18 protein-coding genes are annotated in these 18,297 nt (G+C 30.9%); 6 read left to right on the plus strand and 12 right to left on the minus strand.

Annotated features, from left to right (window positions below; genetic code table 4):
• Positions 1-3 precede the first annotated feature (3 nt).
• From NW238_RS01930 to NW238_RS01980, 11 genes are all read right to left on the minus strand, one after another.
• On the minus strand, positions 4-2,433 hold the full coding sequence (locus NW238_RS01930) for an MAG1360 family OppF-related protein (RefSeq protein ID WP_258451718.1): 2,430 nt from the start codon (positions 2,431-2,433) through the stop codon (positions 4-6).
• Between the two features lie 177 nt (positions 2,434-2,610).
• The gene (gene rplQ, locus NW238_RS01935; RefSeq protein ID WP_216505466.1) at positions 2,611-2,973 is read right to left on the minus strand and encodes a 50S ribosomal protein L17; all 363 of its coding nucleotides are present in this window, start codon (positions 2,971-2,973) and stop codon (positions 2,611-2,613) included.
• The gene (locus NW238_RS01940) at positions 2,973-3,992 is read right to left on the minus strand and encodes a DNA-directed RNA polymerase subunit alpha (RefSeq protein ID WP_171110754.1); all 1,020 of its coding nucleotides are present in this window, start codon (positions 3,990-3,992) and stop codon (positions 2,973-2,975) included. The genes rplQ and NW238_RS01940 overlap by 1 nt, the downstream gene beginning before the upstream one ends.
• A 24-nt stretch (positions 3,993-4,016) precedes the next feature.
• Positions 4,017-4,415 carry a 30S ribosomal protein S11 gene (rpsK, locus tag NW238_RS01945; protein WP_216505465.1) on the minus strand — a complete coding sequence of 133 codons (399 nt, stop codon included), beginning with the start codon at positions 4,413-4,415 and terminating at the stop codon, positions 4,017-4,019.
• Between the two features lie 12 nt (positions 4,416-4,427).
• The gene (gene rpsM / locus NW238_RS01950) at positions 4,428-4,793 is read right to left on the minus strand and encodes a 30S ribosomal protein S13 (RefSeq protein WP_171110750.1); all 366 of its coding nucleotides are present in this window, start codon (positions 4,791-4,793) and stop codon (positions 4,428-4,430) included.
• 8 nt (positions 4,794-4,801) lie between these two features.
• Positions 4,802-4,915, minus strand: a complete 114-nt coding sequence (gene rpmJ, locus NW238_RS01955; protein ID WP_216505464.1) for a 50S ribosomal protein L36 — start codon at positions 4,913-4,915, stop codon at positions 4,802-4,804.
• A gap of 9 nt (positions 4,916-4,924) precedes the next feature.
• The gene (gene infA / locus NW238_RS01960) at positions 4,925-5,140 is read right to left on the minus strand and encodes a translation initiation factor IF-1 (protein ID WP_171110746.1); all 216 of its coding nucleotides are present in this window, start codon (positions 5,138-5,140) and stop codon (positions 4,925-4,927) included.
• A complete protein-coding gene (gene map / locus NW238_RS01965; protein ID WP_216505463.1) occupies positions 5,141-5,890 on the minus strand; it encodes a type I methionyl aminopeptidase in 750 nt (249 codons plus the stop codon).
• 157 nt (positions 5,891-6,047) lie between these two features.
• Positions 6,048-6,707, minus strand: coding sequence for an adenylate kinase family protein (locus tag NW238_RS01970; RefSeq protein ID WP_246526083.1), 660 nt, complete (start codon positions 6,705-6,707; stop codon positions 6,048-6,050).
• Positions 6,701-8,176, minus strand: a complete 1,476-nt coding sequence (gene secY, locus NW238_RS01975; protein ID WP_258451719.1) for a preprotein translocase subunit SecY — start codon at positions 8,174-8,176, stop codon at positions 6,701-6,703. The genes NW238_RS01970 and secY overlap by 7 nt, the downstream gene beginning before the upstream one ends.
• Before the next feature lie 112 nt (positions 8,177-8,288).
• Positions 8,289-10,247 carry a thiamine pyrophosphate-binding protein gene (locus tag NW238_RS01980; protein WP_216505461.1) on the minus strand — a complete coding sequence of 653 codons (1,959 nt, stop codon included), beginning with the start codon at positions 10,245-10,247 and terminating at the stop codon, positions 8,289-8,291.
• A 238-nt stretch (positions 10,248-10,485) separates the two neighbouring features.
• Between NW238_RS01980 and NW238_RS01985 the strand changes: the two genes are divergently transcribed.
• From NW238_RS01985 to NW238_RS01995, 3 genes are read left to right on the plus strand one after another with little or no spacing between them, the layout of a single operon-like run.
• Complete coding sequence (locus tag NW238_RS01985; RefSeq protein ID WP_216505460.1) at positions 10,486-11,289, plus strand: energy-coupling factor transporter ATPase; 804 nt, start codon at positions 10,486-10,488, stop codon at positions 11,287-11,289.
• Entirely contained in the window at positions 11,274-12,248 is a 975-nt protein-coding gene (locus NW238_RS01990; protein WP_216505459.1) for an energy-coupling factor transporter ATPase, read from the plus strand. The genes NW238_RS01985 and NW238_RS01990 overlap by 16 nt, the downstream gene beginning before the upstream one ends.
• Positions 12,248-13,126, plus strand: coding sequence for an energy-coupling factor transporter transmembrane component T family protein (locus tag NW238_RS01995; RefSeq protein ID WP_216505458.1), 879 nt, complete (start codon positions 12,248-12,250; stop codon positions 13,124-13,126). Before NW238_RS01990 ends, NW238_RS01995 begins: the two co-directional genes overlap by 1 nt.
• An 18-nt stretch (positions 13,127-13,144) precedes the next feature.
• Here NW238_RS01995 and NW238_RS02000 read toward each other — a convergent pair whose 3' ends face one another.
• On the minus strand, positions 13,145-13,951 hold the full coding sequence (locus NW238_RS02000) for an alpha/beta hydrolase (protein ID WP_258451720.1): 807 nt from the start codon (positions 13,949-13,951) through the stop codon (positions 13,145-13,147).
• Between the two features lie 93 nt (positions 13,952-14,044).
• Between NW238_RS02000 and ligA the strand changes: the two genes are divergently transcribed.
• The 3 genes from ligA to NW238_RS02015 all read left to right on the plus strand — a co-directional run bounded on the left by ligA (position 14,045) and on the right by NW238_RS02015 (position 18,149).
• Entirely contained in the window at positions 14,045-16,018 is a 1,974-nt protein-coding gene (gene ligA, locus NW238_RS02005) for an NAD-dependent DNA ligase LigA (protein WP_216505456.1), read from the plus strand.
• 34 nt (positions 16,019-16,052) lie between these two features.
• The gene (gene tpiA, locus NW238_RS02010; RefSeq protein ID WP_216505455.1) at positions 16,053-16,799 is read left to right on the plus strand and encodes a triose-phosphate isomerase; all 747 of its coding nucleotides are present in this window, start codon (positions 16,053-16,055) and stop codon (positions 16,797-16,799) included.
• Between the two features lie 165 nt (positions 16,800-16,964).
• On the plus strand, positions 16,965-18,149 hold the full coding sequence (locus NW238_RS02015) for a phosphoglycerate kinase (protein ID WP_258451723.1): 1,185 nt from the start codon (positions 16,965-16,967) through the stop codon (positions 18,147-18,149).
• Positions 18,150-18,297: the final 148 nt, after the last annotated feature.

Consider the following 18,297-nt stretch of genomic DNA (forward strand, 5'->3'; position numbering starts at 1 on the left):
TAATTAGTAGGCATCTTCATTTTCTGTTAAATTAATTTCAAATGATGAGACATCTAGATTTTCATTATAAATCATGAATTCCTTGGTTATATTTTGTGTATCTATATCGATTTTGTTTAAATTTGTGGTATCTAAATTTACAATCATCGTGTCTGTTGAATCGGTATATGATTCTAAATCATTGATAGTTGTTAAATCTTGCTCTTGAGTTTCAATCATTGGTTGAATTTGATGTAATTCATCAGCTGATAATCGCTTAATTATTGAATTAGGAGCAACAATAAAATGGTCGTTGCTAAACTCGAATAAATCGCTAAAAGCATAATTTTCTATATCTTCTTTAGTTTGCTTTTTAAATGGAATATTATCTAATCAGCGTCTGAAAACAGGGTGAAGTGGTTGTTTGAATAAGTCTTTGGTTTTACCATATTCAATTAATTTATTGTCGTAGAAGACAAAAAGATTTTCAAAATCATTATCCAAAATTAAATCTCTGTTATTGGTAATAAATGTGTAAGTAATGCCAGATTTCGCGCAGAATTCTTTATTTATTCTTAAAAATTCGTTTTTCAAACGATAATCACTGTTTGTAATATCGTCAGCGATAAATAGAGTTGTTGCTCCATTCATAAGTTCAGATAAAAGACCCATTTTTAGGCGAGAAATTGGCGAAATGTTTGTTATAGGTTTGGTTAAACTTGCAGTTGAAAAAGAAACAGAGTTTAGAATTTCAATTAATCTGGCAAATAAATCGATATGTTTAATATTTTTAACCGATAAATCAAACTTATCAAAAATTAAATAACGAATTAATTCTAAATAATCAAACATGAAATTGATTGAAGAGTAAATTTTGTTTAAGTTATAAGTTGATTCGCGAATTTGATGCAATGCATCAATTTCAAATTTGTTGTTTTTGTTTGTTTTTTCAATATATTCGTCAAATTTAATAGTTCATTGTGTGTTAATGTATAAAAGATTTTGATGGATCTTAATTACTTGGTTACAGTTGTTATTTAACATAGTGTTATTTAAAATTGTATTTTTATATTCGCTACGATCAATTTCTTTTTTTCATTCTATTTTTGCTGAACTCAAGTCAATTTCAGTCTTTAAATAATTAATTTCTTCGTCAAAATTTTCAATACCAAAGACATTCATTTTTTTGTGTTTAACTCGTCTTTTTTTATTTTGAAGTGATTTTATTTCCTCGTGGTACATTGATTCATTGCTTAAACTTGTTTCTACGTACTGGTTCAAATCTAAATAGAATTCTTTTTTAATTATGCTGTTTATTTTTTTTGTTGAAAATTTATGTTGACTGATTGTTGTATTAGATAAGTTATTTGCAATAAAAAGTGACATTCTCGAGTCTAAATAAGTCTTTAATTCATCAAAATTAGATTCAGTTAAATATTTAATTCCTCTTTTGTTGTTTTTTAAGGTTTTGATAATATATTTTTTAACAGCTATTTGTTTCGCTAAATATCGATATTGTTGAGAGTTTTTTTGAAAATATAGCACCTTATTTCTTTGCAATTTAATTGCTTTCTTATATCAGGAAATAATGTTTTTTATTCTTTTTTGCGCAGTTTTGTATACTTCTGATCTGGTTTTTTTAAGTATAGATATTTCATTTTTGATATCGTTCAGAAATAATGTTCTTTTAACCATTTCTCTTGAAGTTTTATGCATTTTTCTCAGTAGTTCGAATCTTTTAATTAATGATTCTAAATGTGCCCTTCCCAAGTAATCATTGCTGCTGTAATACATATCAATAACTTCTTTGCAAGTGTGGTAAATTTCTCGATAAACATCTAGGAAGTTACCGATAGTTTGGTCAATAAAGTGTTCAAAAATGTCGTTATGCTTATATGAACTTCCTAATGCTTCAGAAATATTATTATCTTTAATTTGATTCATTGTTTCTTTTAATAAAAATTCATGTTCACGTTTAAAATTACTAATCTCAGATGCAATCGTGTTAATTTTAGTTTTAATTGTATTCAACAAAATATTTCTTATTTCATATTCTTTTACGCTCATAACAGATCTAAGGAGGTCTAATCTTGAATTAGTTATTTGATAGTTTTCTTTAATCCGTTGATATTCATGAACAATAGGGATCGAATTGGAATCCAATCTTAATGAATCAAGATTAAAAAAGGAAATATTATTTAAAATTTCTTTATTGTTTCAAACCTCTGTGGGTATTGAATGGTTATTATAAATTTTTAAAGTTTTAATATTTTTGTTAGTCATCAATATTCTGACAAATCCTTTACCAAACAGTTTTGATTCATGATCCAAAACTAAAAAAGCATTAGAAGAATTTTTGTCTAATGCAATCAACGGGATGTCAGTAAAGTTGTCTTTTGTTCTATTAGGTTTAAAATGTAATTCGAGTGTAAATATTTTTTTTGATTGCTCCATAATATATATATTTTATCTCAATAATTTAATATGGATACTATTTATAAAATTATGAATCAAAAAAATAATGGATTTTATTATGTTTTTTGATGAATTGATTGATTTTTCTATAATTTTGGTAAAACAAAAAATGGCATTAGCCATTTTCGTTGATTAGTAATTAAAGTTATTTGAATGTTAGACTAATTCAATAATAGCCATAGGGGCTGAGTCACCTTGACGAGAAACTAATTTGTAAATACGTGTGTATCCACCATTTCTTTCTGCGTATTTAGGTGCGATTGTGTCGAATAAGTGTTTTAGGACGTCTTTGCTACCTTCTACTAAGGTTGGACGTAGGAATGAGGCAACAGCACGACGGTTTGCAAGAGTTGGGTTTTTAGCTTTTGTGATCATTTTTTCTGCGTGACGACGCAATTCTTTTGCACGTGTTAAAGTTGTTGTAATACGACCGTGTTTGAATAATTCACTCACAAGTGTACGCATTACACCTTTTCTTCATTTAGTATCACGGCTGTAAATTTGTTTTGGATTAGCCATTATTCTTCTCCTTTAGTTAATTCATAATCGAATTCTTGTAGTTTTGAAATAATTTCTTCAAGAGATTTTTTACCCAAGTTTTTAGTATTTTCAAGTTCTTCGTATGTCATAGCAGCAATTTGTGATAATGATGTTTTTCCAATTTTTCTTAGTGCGTTTAGTGAACGAACAGAAAGGTTTAATTGAGAAATATCTAAATCATTTTCTTCTTTTTCAACTTCTTTTTCAACTTCTTCTTTTTTAAAAATAGAATCAATAACCATATCTTCAACTTTGCCAATAACACTAAAGTGAGCAACTAAAATTTCACAAGCTTGTTTTAAAGCTTCTTTAGCGCCGACGGTACCGTCGGTTGTTATATTAAATTCTAGTCTTTCTTCAATGTTGTTTGAAGCTGAGTTTAATTCACTAACTTTATAGTTAACATTTTCAATTGGACTAAAGTTTGAGTCGGTAGCAATTAAGATACCTTTTTTAATATTTGATTGAATTTGACTTAAAAAATTTACAGATGAAATAAGCTTTTTATTTTCTTCGCTTGAAGTATAGCCACGTCCAGCACGTAGATACATTTCTAAGTGCAGACTTCCTTTGGCACTAATTGTAGCTAAGTCAACTGATTTTGAGGTAATTTCAATATTTGAATTAACAACTTCAAGATTTCTTGAGGTTACTAAACCCGGTTTATCAGCATTTAATACAACTTTGATAACTTCGTCATCACTTACTAAATCTGGGTCATATTGGAATTTAACTTTACGTAAATTCATTATTAATGATGTAACATCTTCAACTACACCTTGCATAACTTCAAATTCATGCTCAACACCTTCAATCTTAACTGCACATAATGCTAATGAAGTTATGTTTGATAACAGAACTCTTCTTAAAGCAACTGCAACAGTTTGACCAAAACCTCTTTCAAGTGGTTGAATTGCAAAAGTCGTTGTGTTAACTTCTTTTGCGTTTGAATTGATGGTCTCGACTTGTGTGTAGTCTAATTTTGCCATTTTTTCCATATTTACTCCTTCTTGATATTATTTCTATCTCATTTTTTCACGTTTAAGAACACGTTTAGGAGGTCTTGTACCGTTGTGCGGTACAGGTGTAACATCCTTGATTTCTGTGACAGTTATTCCTGATACTTCAATTTGTTTACGAGCAGCATCTTTACCAGCTCCTAAACCTTTTAATTCAACTCTAACAGTTTTCATACCACGTTCTTTAGCTAATTCTGTAGCAGCTTGAGCTGCTAAACCAGCTGCATAAGGTGTTTTTTTCTTAGAACCTTTGTAGCCGATTGCACCAGAAGAAGATCATGCAACTACGTTACCTTGCTCATCAGCAAAAGTAACAATTGTGTTTTGGTTAGTTGAGTGGATGTGTGCAACACCGCTAACAACTAATCTTTTTTTAGTTTTTTTAGTAGTTTTTGTAGCCATTATAATCTCCTATTATTTCTTCTTACCAGCAACAGTTTTTCTAGGACCTTTACGTGTACGAGCATTACTTTTTGTAGATTGCCCTCTAACTGGAAGTCCTTTTCTGTGTCTCATTCCACGGTAGCATTTGATTTCCATTAAACGTTTGATGTTCAATGAAACTTCACGGTGTAAATCACCTTCAGTTTGGTATCCTCTTGCTACTTCACGGATTGCTGATAGTTGTTCTTCTGATAAATCTTTAACTCTTACGTTTTCATCGATATTTGCTTTTGCACAAATTTCTTTTGCTCTTGTTGGGCCAATTCCAAAAATGTATGTTAATGAAACAACAACACGTTTGTTATTTGGTATTTCAATGTTTAAAATTCTAGCCATTTAATTTCCTATCCTTGTCTTTGTTTGTGTTTTGGTAGGGCACAGATTATTCTGATAATGCCTCTACGTTTAATAACACGACAATCCTTACACATTTTTTTAACACTAGCTCTAACTTTCATTTTGTCTCCTTATCTGTGACGGTAGATAATTCTGCCCAAGTTTAAGTTATATGGGCTGATTTCTACGTCTACTGAATCGCCAGGCAAGATACGAATATGGTTAACACGCATCTTTCCTGAAATATGAGCTTTAATTACTAAACCGTTTTCAAGTTCAACCTCATACTCGTCGGTAGAGAAGGCTTGCTTTACAACGGCTTTAAATTTAATAGCATCTTTTGCCATTTAAATTCCTTTCGTCAATATAACACCCTTGCCATCCTTAATTAGGACTGTGTGCTCATAGTGTGCATTGTTTAAACCGCTAGCGCTAACAACGGTTCATCCATCACTTTTAATTTTTATACGAGCATTTTTTTGCATAATCATTGGTTCAATACAAATGACCATTCCATCAACTAATTTAGGACCTGTCCCTGGTTTTCCGTCATTGTGGACGTTAGGGTCTTCATGAACATCTCGACCGATGCCATGACCGCAATAATCCGATGGGGTATAAAGTTTGTTTTTTTTGATTACTTGACCAATAGCGTAACTAATATCTCCGATTCTGGCGCCCGGCTTAATAGCGTCAACACCTGCTTGGAAAGCTAATTTAGCTACTTTAATTAATTTTTGGTCAGTGGGAGTGATTTTGCCCACGCCTTTTGTGAAAGCACTATCACTGTTCATTCCGTTATAGGTGCAACCCATGTCGCAAGAGATTAAATCACCATCTTTTAACACATAGTCGCTAGGAATGCCATGGATCAATTCTTCGTTTACTGAGATGCACATTGTATTGGGGAAACCATACAATCCTAGGAAGGCAGGTCTAGCACCTCGTTTTATTGTTTCATTAAAAGCGATTGAATCCAGTTCTTTTAATGAGACCCCTGGTCTTATGGCGTCATAAACAACCTGTTTGACTTCAGCCAGGATTTGACAACATTTTGTTATATCTTCAATTTGCTTTTGCGTTTTGATTAGTATCATGTTGCTCTTCCTTAATTAGTTATTAACAAATAACTTTTTAAATTTTAACATAAATATATATATTTAGTAATAAATATTTTATTTTATTACATTATATAATTCTTCCTTTTACCTATTTTATTGGTTTAAATTAAGCGTATTAATAATAAAAAAAGACCTATTTTTGGAGTCTTTTTATAATATTATTTGCGATATCATCAGCGTTTCCGGATGCGTCGAAATCAATCATTTTTCCACTGGTTTCGTAAAAATCTAGTAGTGGTTTTGTTTCGTCATGATAGACTTTTTGTCTAACTTTAATTGCATCAATTGCGTCATCAGAACGAGTAATTAATAAACTTTGACATTTTTCACATCTATCACCAAGTTTCGATGGCATGTATTCAACGTGGTAACCCGTGTTGCATGTAGGACAAAATCTACGTCCTGATAATCTCTTTAGAATTAATTCTTCAGGTGCATATAGTGAAATAACAACATATTCAAAACCTTTGATAGTGTCTAAAAATTGTCCTTGGTGTAAGGTTCTAGGGTAGCCATCAAGAATTACTGTTTTGTTTTCTTTTTGTAGTTGAGTTAATTTATTTTTAACGATTTCATTTGTTATTTCATCAGGAACGTATTTACCTGATTTTACAATTTCAGATACTTTTAAACCTAGTTCACTTTTTTTAGTAATTTCTTCACGAAATATGCTGCCAGTTGATAAGTGAATAAATCCGTATTGTTTTGCGATTACGGAAGCAACTGTTCCTTTTCCCACACCAGGAGGGCCCATAAAGACCATGTTTAATTTTGCGTTTTTGCCGTCTATCATAATAATCCATCTCCGTTTGCTTTAATGTTTTTAGATTTTTTATCAGGACCGTGTTCACCGTAAGTATTTTCGTAGGCGATTTGGTCACTAATTTTACGTGATAATTGTTTTTGTTTTGCAAGATGTGTTGTTTTTAATCTTGCTTTAAATTGTCCAATGGTTTCTAATGCTACTGATACTAAAATCATAATACTTGTACCGCCGAATGAAATAATCGGGGGTCAATTAATTAGCAGTATTTGAAGATATTGAAATGAAGCTAATAAAACCAAATAAAATGCACTAAATGTCGAAAGTCTTAAAACTGTTGAAAATAAATAATCTTCGGTTTCCTCGCCTGGTTGTATACCAGGTATAAAAGTTGAATTTTTAGCAAAATCTTCACTGATTTTATCAATTTTTGATTGTTGTATTCCCATTAAATAACTGAAGAAAAAGGTAATTACAACTAATAATGATAGTCCAAGTGGAGATGTAAATTTTAAGTATTCTTCTATTCATGCCTTACCTGCATTACCGGTTGGCAAAATACGAGCAATCATAATTGGAAATGAAATTACCATTGTAGAGAAAATAATTGGCATAATACCACCAGGATTTAATTTGATTGGTAATTTTCCCATTTCTTTCACATTGCGCGAACGACCAGCACCTGTTTGTTGAATTGGAATATGACGTTCCGAGTTATAAATTAACCCTACAACGAATAAAGTTAAAGCAAATATAAATAAGTATCCTAAAAAGTTTAGTGCTCCAACAAATAATGATGAAGAAGAGCCAGTACCTACAAAGTAGTTAACAGCTTGTTTAAATTGGTTGGGTAATGCGAAAGCCATACCTGTAAAAATAATCAATGAAGTACCGTTGCCAATACCCTTATCTGTAATTTGTTCGGCAATAAATAATGAAAACAATGAGCCACCGATTAAGATCATGGGCACAATAAAGTATGTTGTGACGTTTAATGAACCCGAACCATATGCAGGAATAATTTCAATAAATGGATTGTCTCCCGAACCTAGGGATTTCGATAGTAATATTGCTTGTGGAAAGGCTATAAATAGAGTCAAGATTCTTGTCATGACATTTAGCTTCCTACGACCATGTGGACCTGATTGACTTAATTTTTGAATGGAAGGGAATAAACGTGTCTGTAACAGTGACATAATTAATGAAGCGTTAATAAACGGACTAATACCGAGCGCAACTAATGAAAAGTTTTTTAGTCCACCACCACCGATTAGGTTTAATGTATTAAAAAACGTATCTTGATTTAGAACATCCTGTGTTTTAATTTTTACAAACGGTGCTCCAATTGTAGTCATAATGACATAAATTGCTAAAAAACTTAGTGTAAATAAAAGTTTTTTTGTTACATCTTTATTCTCTCAAAAGTTTTTTGACCAATGAGACAGTCGATATCAAAGTTTGGAAATGTTATAACCGAGGTTTCCGAAAAATCTTTTCATATAGTCCTTTCGCACTGAATTTATAAATAATATTTATCATTATACTAAATAATAATAATTTTCGTCCATTTTTTGACTTTGTTTTTTTTCAATTTAAAAATAGAAAATATAGCTAGCTAAGTTTAAGGAGTTTTAATGCCCGCGAAATAATATTTTGAATATTAAAACCATTCATTTCATAAACTGTTTTAGCATCTGCTGAGGCACCAAAACTATTGGCTAAAACAACATCAAAATCATTGTATTGGGCAAATTTATATCACATACAATCATTTGATGCTTCGATTGCCAGAACTGGATACTTATCAATATCTAATTTCCGGATTATTTCTCTTTCTTCAGTTAGTTCTTGAAGAAGTGGTACTGAAAAAACTCTGACATTTATACCTAAATCACTATTTAATTTTTCAGCAGTCTTGTTTGCCAACATAACTTCAGATCCAGAAGCTAGTAATGTTAAAAAGTGTTTTGATTGACCTTGGAAAGCATTGATTAACCTTACACAATTGGTTGTATTTAATGTATTAATATCACTGTTAAATGATTCTAAATTTTGACGAGATGTTATGATGCTGATTTGATGGTCATTTTGGTTCATGGCGTAATTAAAAGCTCAAGTTATTTCATTTTCATCACAAGGTCTTAAAACTTTCATATTAGGTATTGCTCTTAGCATCGTGAGTTGCTCAATTGGTTGGTGGGAAGGACCGTCAGAACCTATTGCGTAAGAATCGTGAGAGTAAATATTTATTGCTGGTAATTTCATTAACGAAGCCATTCTTAAAGCCCCTTTTGCGTAATCACTAAAAGCTAGAAAGGTAGAAGCAAATGTTTTAAGGTTTGTTGTTAAATTTATACCGTTATTTATAGCGGTCATTGCATGTTCGCGAATTCCATATCTTAAATTATGGCCGCCATGTGTGAAGTCTTTCTTAAATCCTACATTTGTTGAAGAGGTTAAATCTGCAGAACCTCCAATATAACTTCAATAATTTTGTTCAATAAAGTTCAAAATTTGCTTTGTGTATTCGCGTGTTGATAAATTGGATTTTGTGTAATTTATTTTGCTGAAATCGTATTGAATTTTATTCTTCAGTAATTTGTCTAATTCGATTGATAATTTGGGATATTTAGTATTATAGTTTTCAAACATTTTGATTCAATTTTTGTATCTTAGATTTTTGTTATTTCAAAACGATTGTGCATATTCGTAATTTGAAATATTATATTTGAATGGTTCAGTAAAATTAAGTTTCAATTTGTTTTTAATTTCAATTGTTGTTTGCTCATCGAATACACCCGAGTGTCCTTTAACAGTACCTTCATTCGGTGTGTGTTGGGCAATTTTTGTGTGAATTTGAATATATATTGGGCCATTTATTTTTTTGATTTTATTAAATATGTTGTCAATATTTTCAGTATTTGAGTCAATTTTAAAAACATTAAAATTCATGGCTTCAAAATATTTCATTAAATCAGTATTATTAACGATTTTTACTTCTGAATCAAGCTGAATCTTGTTGAAATCATGAATTACAACGAATTTGTTTAATTGTAAAGTACCTGCTAACTGAATAGCTTCGTGAGCAATCCCTTCTTGTAAACAACCATCACCATGAAGAACATATACTGAGTGGTCGAATAGATTAAAATCCGGCTTATTGAACTTATTTGCAAGAAAATCTCTAGCAATTGCCATACCAACACCCATTGCGATACCCTGCCCAAGAGAACCAGTTGATGCATCAATGTATTCAAATGCATCAGTCTCAGGGTGAGCCGTTGTTTTTGAATTTAAATTTCTATAATTTTTCATATCCTCAAGAGTTAATAAACCCATAAAGTGCATGATTGTGTAAATTGACACAGATCCGTGACCTGCCGAAAGTAAAAATTTATCTCTATTTACTCACTTGGGGTTTAGGTTAGTAATGTTTAAATGCTTGGTAAATAGCGTTTCTGTTATTTCGGCTGCACCAAGCGCCATTCCAGAATGCCCTCCTTTTGCTTTGTTAATAGTGTCCAAAGCCAATCCCTGCATTGCTGAAACTAGTAATTTATCCTTATTCATATGACCACCTTTAATATTTATATTTTAGAGTATAAATTTTAGCATTTAATACAATAAACTGGTATTTATTATTAAATATTAATCTGTTAAATCGAAAACCAAAGTTACTCAGATAATAATTTAACTATATTTAGAAATGTCGCAAATAGGATATTAATGTAAGATATTAATTATTAAAAAACTAATATTTTATATATAAGTTTAAATATTATATGGTTGTAGGTTATAATAAACTATTATGATTAAAGTTAAAGATTTAGTATTTAAATACCCTGACGCTAACCGCAATGCAATTGACGGTATTAGTTTTGAAATTCCTGACGGTAAATACGTTGCCATTTTAGGTCATAATGGTTCCGGTAAATCTACATTTTCAAAATTGTTGGTAGCACTTTATAAACCTGCTGGTGGTTCAATTGAAATAAATGGTGTAGTTATTAGTGCACAAACACTTCGCGAAATAAGAAAACAAATAGGAATTATTTTTCAAAATCCAGATAATCAATTTGTTGGTGCTTCTGTTGAAGATGACATTGCATTTGGTTTGGAAAACAAATGCTTAAAACGTGAGGAAATGAAGCCAATTATTGATGAATTAGCTAATAGAGTTGGTATGAAAAATTATTTAACTCGCGAACCGCATCTACTTTCTGGTGGGCAAAAACAAAGAGTTGCGATTGCCTCAGTTTTAGCCTTAGATCCTAATGTGATAATTTTTGACGAAGTTACATCAATGCTGGACCCGGTCGGTAAAAATCAAGTTTTAAATATTATTCGTGAAATTCAGTCAAAAAGAGAAAAAACACTTATTTCAATTACTCACGATATGGACGAAGCTATTATGGCTGACTATTGTTTAGTATTCTCCCAAGGTAAAATAATTGCTCAAGGCGCTCCAAAGGATATATTAAATAATAAAGAAATAGTCGAAACTGCCAAAATTGACTCACCTTTTATTTATAAATTAAGCGACAAAATTAAGGGTGTAGAACCAACATACAATGAATATGAACTATTGGAGCAACTATGCAAATTAAAATAACTAAATTAAGCCACATTTATAGTCGTGGAACAAGAATGGAATTTACAGCTCTTCGAGATATTAACTTTAATTTAAAGCAAGGCGAATTTGTTGGTGTTATTGGTCAAACAGGCTGTGGTAAGTCAACATTTGTTGAACATTTAAATGGTTTACTTTTGCCTTCAAAAGGCGAAATAGAGTGGAATTTTTCTAATTTTAAAAAAGACAAAAAAACTGGACAAATAATACATTTTCAAGACGATTTCAAATTGAGGGCTTCTTGACTTAAACTAGTAAATCATAAGAATGGTCAAAAATCAATCAAATTAATCTCGAAAAACTTAAGAAAAGTTAAAAGAGCAAAAGACATTCGTAGAAGAGTAGCAATCGCATTTCAATTTGCTGAATACCAGCTTTTCGAAGAAACAATTGAAAAAGACATTATGTTTGGCCCTTTGTCATTTGGTGTAGATAAAGAAGAAGCCAAAATGCGAGCTAAAAAATATTTGAATCTTTGCGGACTTGATGATTCTTATCTTCAAAAGTCGCCATTTGGTTTATCAGGCGGTCAAAAACGTAGAGTTGCTTTGGCGGGTATTTTAGCAATTGAACCTGATATTATTGTTGCTGACGAACCAACCGCTGGTTTAGATCCGGTTGGTGTTGAAGAAATTCTATCAATTTTTACCAGATTACATAAAATGGGCAAAACAATAGTCATTGTTACACATGATTTGGATAATGTGTTGGAAGTAACCGAAAGAGTTGTGATGATGAAAAAAGGTACCATTATAAAAGACGGTCCAACTTATGACGTGCTAAAAGATACTGAGTTTTTATTAAAAAATAACATGCAACCACCAAAATTATTAGCTTTTATTTCTAAATTAGAATCACTGGGCTGAAATGTACCAAAAACAAAATCTATTGATGAGTTAGCAAATTTCATCAGTAAAAAAATTAATAAAGGAGGTCAATAATGTCTGCTACATCTCCAGTTGGATCATATGTTTATGATGATACGTTTGTTCATCGTCTTGATCCAAGAATTAAGTTAATTTGTAATATAGTTTACATTGTTTTAACGTTTATATCATTTCATTTTATAACGTTAGCTATTTTATTAGTGCCACTATTAATTGTTTATTTGATAGGTACAAAAAATTTAAAAGGTATATTCTCATTACTAAAAATGCCTTTAATAATTGGCGTAATAATACTATTTGTGAATGTGTATACAATGAAAATTAATGACCAAACCAGAGATATCTATCATGTGTATTTTTTTATAGGAACTTCCCAAACTTTTGCATTCAGTTATGGTGTAGTTGCTCGGACATTATCCTTGATATTTAGGATTTATATTATGATAATGGTTACTACTTTATTTGTGACAACAACTAAGCCAATACTTTTAACGAAAGCACTCGAAGATCTACTGATTCCGTTAAAATTACTATTCATCCCCACACACATTATTGCTATGGTTATTTCTATTGCTTTACGCTTCATCCCAACCTTGATGATTGAAGCCAAAAGAATTATGAAAGCACAGGCTAGCCGCGGTGTTGATTTCGCAAACGGAAAAATTAAAGATAAGGCAAAAGCTTTTACAACATTAATTATTCCTTTGTTTTCTACATCATTCGCTAAAGCTGAAGATCTTTCTAACGCCATGGAAACTAGAGGCTATGATCCTTACGGAAAAAGGACTCGTTACCGTCTACTTATTCCCACATGACGTGATGTGATTGTTTTTATCATTATGGCTGGATTAGTTGTATTGTGTGCGCTTATTAAAAATAATATTTTACAAATCCCAAACTGATATGAATTAACCAGCTTTGCACAATTTTAAAATCGTTTTGGCGATTTTTTATTTGTCCGAAACGATTTTATTGATTATATTAAAAGTATCCTTAAAGTTTTCTAACCACATTGAGTGTCCCGAATTTTTAATTAAATATGATTCAACATTTTTGTTGAGTTTTTTAAAATGTTTTATTGTTAATTTAACCGGCATTATCCTGTCTCGGGTACCATTAATTAGGTAAATTGGGTAATCAGCAACTGAAATTGCTCGGTCTATTTTAGCAAAATATTTTTCGTTGTTCAGTGTTAATCCAAAAGGATATAGAACATTAAATGTTTCTTGTTTATTATTAAAATAATATTTGACAGAATTCATAAATTTGTTATTTTTGAGAAAATTTTCTGGTTTTGCAAATATTATTTGAGCTAAGTTTTTATATTGATTTATATTGCGAGGATAAAAATATTCAAATTTATCTTCATAAACTAATTGCGTTCTATTCATCGGTGCTAACAAAATAACTCTATCAACGAGATGTGGAATTTTTTCAGCGCATAAAAGCGCCAAAGCGCCGCCCATTGAGTGTCCTAGTAAGGTAATATTATTCAGTTTCAGTCTCTGAATAAATTCTAATATGATATTACGAAAAACTTTAAAATCCATTCACTCAGGCTCATAACCGCTTTCTCCATGAGCGGGTAAATTTAAGGCGTAAATGTTAAATTTATCATTCAAATTTTCATATATGGATTTCATATGTTTAAAATTGGAAGCGAATCCATGAAGAATTAATAAATTTTGTTCACAATTGTTGTTTTTGGTTAAACATTCAAGCAAACTGCTGCCGTCATATTCGAATCATTTACTCATTTTCACCCCATAAAATTAATAAATAGTTGTACTATTTAAATTATAAATATAAATTTGCTATATTATTACTATATAAATTAGGCGGAGATAATTATGAAAAGAAGAATACAAGAATTAACAACATTAATTAATAAGTGAAATCAAGAATATTTTATTGATAATAACCCTAGTGTTTCTGATTTGGAATATGATAAAGCATTGAAGGAATTGGAACAACTAGAACTGCAATATCCTGAATTAAAACATCCTCAATCTCCAACTAACCACGTTGGTAGCGGGATGAATATTTATAATTCTAAATTCACCAAGGTTACCCATAAACAACCTATGTTGTCTCTTTCTAAAGCCTATAATTATGATGAGATAATTAAATATATAAACAACATCGAAAAAAATGTACCATTTGAATATATCAATTTTAGTGTTGAACCTAAAATTGATGGTTTATCTATTTCATTGCATTATAAAAATGGTTATCTAGTTCAAGCTTTAACTAGAGGGAATGGTATTGAAGGGGAAGATGTTACAGAAAATATAATGCAAATTAAATCAATTCCACATATTATTAATTATAAAAAAGATTTAGAGGTTCGCGGTGAAGTGTTTCTACCGAAAACTAAATTTGTTGAATTGAATAGCAAAATGAGTATTTTGGGAGAAAAAACATTCGCGAATCCTCGCAACGCAGCCAGCGGCACATTGCGACAATTGGATTCTGATATAGTTGCTCAAAGAGGACTACAATCATTTTTATATGAACTTGTACAACCTGAATTGCACGGAGTAAATACTCAACAAGAAGCATTAGAATTCATGAACGGTTTAAACATCCCTACTAATCCATTATCCAAGGTTGTTGAAACAGAAGAATTAGAAGAAGAAATAGAGCAATTTGCTGAAATCAAAAACAAATTAGATTATGATGCGGATGGACTTGTAATAAAACTTAATAATTTAAAATACTGAGTGAAACTTGGTAAAACTGCAAAATTCCCGAAACATTCCATAGCGTTCAAATATGAAGTTGAAAGTGCTACCAGCATTATTACAAATATAGTGGGTACCGTTGGCAGAACTGGAAAAATTACATATGTTGCTAATTTAGAACCAGTGGTATTGAATCAAACTACTGTCCAAAATGCCACGATGCACAATTATAATTTTATACAAGACATGAATGTAGATATCGGCGATGAAGTTACTATTGTAAAAGCTGGAGAAATAATTCCTAAAGTAATTGATATTGTTTCTAAAAATTCATTAAATGTATTTCCTAAAATTTTGAATTGTCCATCGTGTAATTCAATGTTGGTTGAACATGATGATATAGTAGATCAATTTTGCCCTAATGAGGAATGTCCGGATGTAAATATCAATAAAATTTATCATTTTTCTGCTCGCGAAAGCTTGAATATCAAAGGGTTAGGTTTATCCACCGTTAAAGATTTTTATAAAAACGGAATCATTAAATGTATTGAAGATATTTTCAAATTAGAAACCAAAGTAGATCAAATTTTAGAATTACCGCGCTACGGCTCAACAAAAGTCAATAACTTACTGAACAGTATTCAAAAAAGTCTTAATAGTGATTTTGATAAGGTTTTGTTCGCGCTTGGGATAAAACATGTTGGAGCTAGAGCAGCAAAACTAATTTCGAATAAATACAATAACTTCTCAGAATTAATTGATGATAAAGAACTTTTGGGATTGACGTATGTTGAAAATATTGGTCCAAAAATCATCGAATCAATTATCGAATACCTTAAAAGTGGAAAAAATGTGGAACTTTTAAGGTATTTAGACTCGGTATTTAATTACAAAAAACAATCAAAAATAATATCAACTAAGCTAAGTAATTTAACATTTGTTATTACTGGCAAATTATCAGAAAATAGAGATTTTTACAGTAAAATCATAGAAAACAATGGTGGAAACGTTTCTTCGAGCGTTTCGTCGAAGACTTCATATTTATTGTGCGGTGATGATGCGGGTAGCAAAAAAGATAAGGCAATTCAACTCGGTATTACTATTTTAAATGAACAAGATTTCAATAATCTATTAAAATAATCAGTATATTTGATAAATCAATTAAGGAGAACTAATGAATAAAATTGTTATCGCGAATTGAAAAATGAATAAAACATTTAACGAGAGTGCTCAATGATTAACAGAATTCAATAGAAAGTATAAGAAAAGATGTCGTGATAGTCGTTATCGGGATGCTACTTTAGCTAACGAATTTGGCATTGCTATGCCACCTATTAATTTGGCAGCGCATGTAGGATTTAATAAGGTAAAACAATTAATGTTAGTTGCTCAAGATGTTTCAGCATTTCCTTGCGGTCCATATACGGGAGATGTTTCAGCTGAAATGTTGAGTGAATTCGATATTAAATATGTAATTGTTGGTCACTCTGAAAGAAGAAGATATCATTACGAAACATGTGAGGATGTTAACGCTAAAGCTCGTGCCGCTCTTGAATATGGAATTACACCGCTAATTTGTTTCGGTGAAACCTTAGAAGAATTTGAAAAAGGATTATCTAAAGAAGTTGTTAAGAAAAAAATTGAGGATTCTTCAAGGGGTTTGGATTTTAGTAAAGTAATAATTTCTTACGAACCGATTTGGGCTATGGGAACCGGAAAATGCGCTACACCTGAATTTGTTCACGATATGGCAGTATTTATTCGTTCAATTACTTCGCCAGATGCTAAGATAATATATGGTGGATCGGTAAATGCTGAAAATATAATCGGTCTATCTAAAATTCATGATATTAATGGATTTTTAATTGGGAATGCCACCCTTGATTTAGACACCTTCCTTGAAGTTATAGCGGTTGAATAATACTCTAAATCACTTTGGTGATTTTTTGTTCGCCATTTATTTTCGGTGTCATTCGTAAATTCTGTAAATTATTTTTTATGGTAATAATAACATAGAAAATACAATTATTACTATATTAATGCTAAGTATTTTATATAATAAAATTATTAAAAATTAGGAGTGAAAATGAAAAAAACTATTAGAGATGTTGAACTAAAAAATAAAAATGTTGTTGTTAGAGTTGACTTTAATGTTCCTATTAAAAATGGGATTATTCAATCAAACGAAAGAATTGTTGCGGCATTAGAAACAATCAATTACGCAATTAAATCGAATGCAAAGGTGATTTTACTATCACACTTAAGCAGAATTAAAACTGAAGATGATAAACTTAAAAAATCTTTATTTCCAATTGCACAAGAATTATCTAAACTATTAAATAAGAAAGTTTTCTTTGTGCCTGAAACTAGAGGTGAATTACTTAAAAAAGCCGTTCAAAAACTTGAACCTGGACAAGTTATGCTTGTCGAAAACACGCGCTTTGAAGACTTAAACGATAAAGCTGAAAGTAAAAATAATCCTGAATTAGGACAAGAATGAGCGGCTATTGCTGATGTATTTATTAACGATGCTTTTGCCACAGCACACCGTTCACATGCATCAAATGTTGGTATTTCAACACGTGTTCCGGTTTCGGCAGTTGGATTACTAGTTGAGAAGGAACTTAATGCTTTTGATACAGCATTTGCCGGTGATACACGCCCATTCGTTGCTGTTGTTGGTGGTGCAAAAGTTAAGGATAAGATTTCATATTTAACTAAATTAACCCAAAAAGCTGACAAAGTTTTAATTGGCGGTGCTATGGCTTACACATTCTTAAAAGCTAAAGGTTTCGAAATTGCCAATTCATTAGTAGAAGATGATCAAATTGATTTTGCTCGTGATTTAATGGCAAATTGCAGATGTGAATTTATTCTTCCGTTAGATAATGCTATGGTAACTTCTTTTGAAGAAGGCAAAGTAAGTTATTCTAAAAATCAAAATGTAACCAAAGGTCACATGGGTATTGACATTGGTCCAAAAACTATCAAAGAATATGAGAAACATTTAGCAAACGCTAAATTAGTATATTGAAACGGACCATTAGGTGTGTTTGAATTACCATTTGGTGAAGCAGGGACTTCTGCAATCGGTAATGCAATGGTAAATTCAAATGCTTACACCATTATCGGCGGTGGTGACACAATTTCAGCTAGTGAAAAATTTGGATTTAAAGACAAAATTAATCATGTTTCAACCGGTGGTGGAGCTAGTCAACAATACTTATTAGATCATGAATTACCAGCGATAAACGCAATTCAAGATTTATAATTATTTAACACGGTTAAACCGTGTTTTTTACTTAAATTTAATCTTTTTGTAAAACGTGTATTTTGGTTTTATCGCTGATGTGAAAGAGAAAGCTAAATAAAATTGAAACGAAAATTTGAGTTGAAGATATTATCTAATAATGGCTTGT

The organism is Mycoplasma zalophidermidis (assembly GCF_024742155.1).
Classification (GTDB): domain Bacteria; phylum Bacillota_I; class Bacilli_A; order Mycoplasmatales; family Metamycoplasmataceae; genus Mycoplasmopsis; species Mycoplasmopsis zalophidermidis.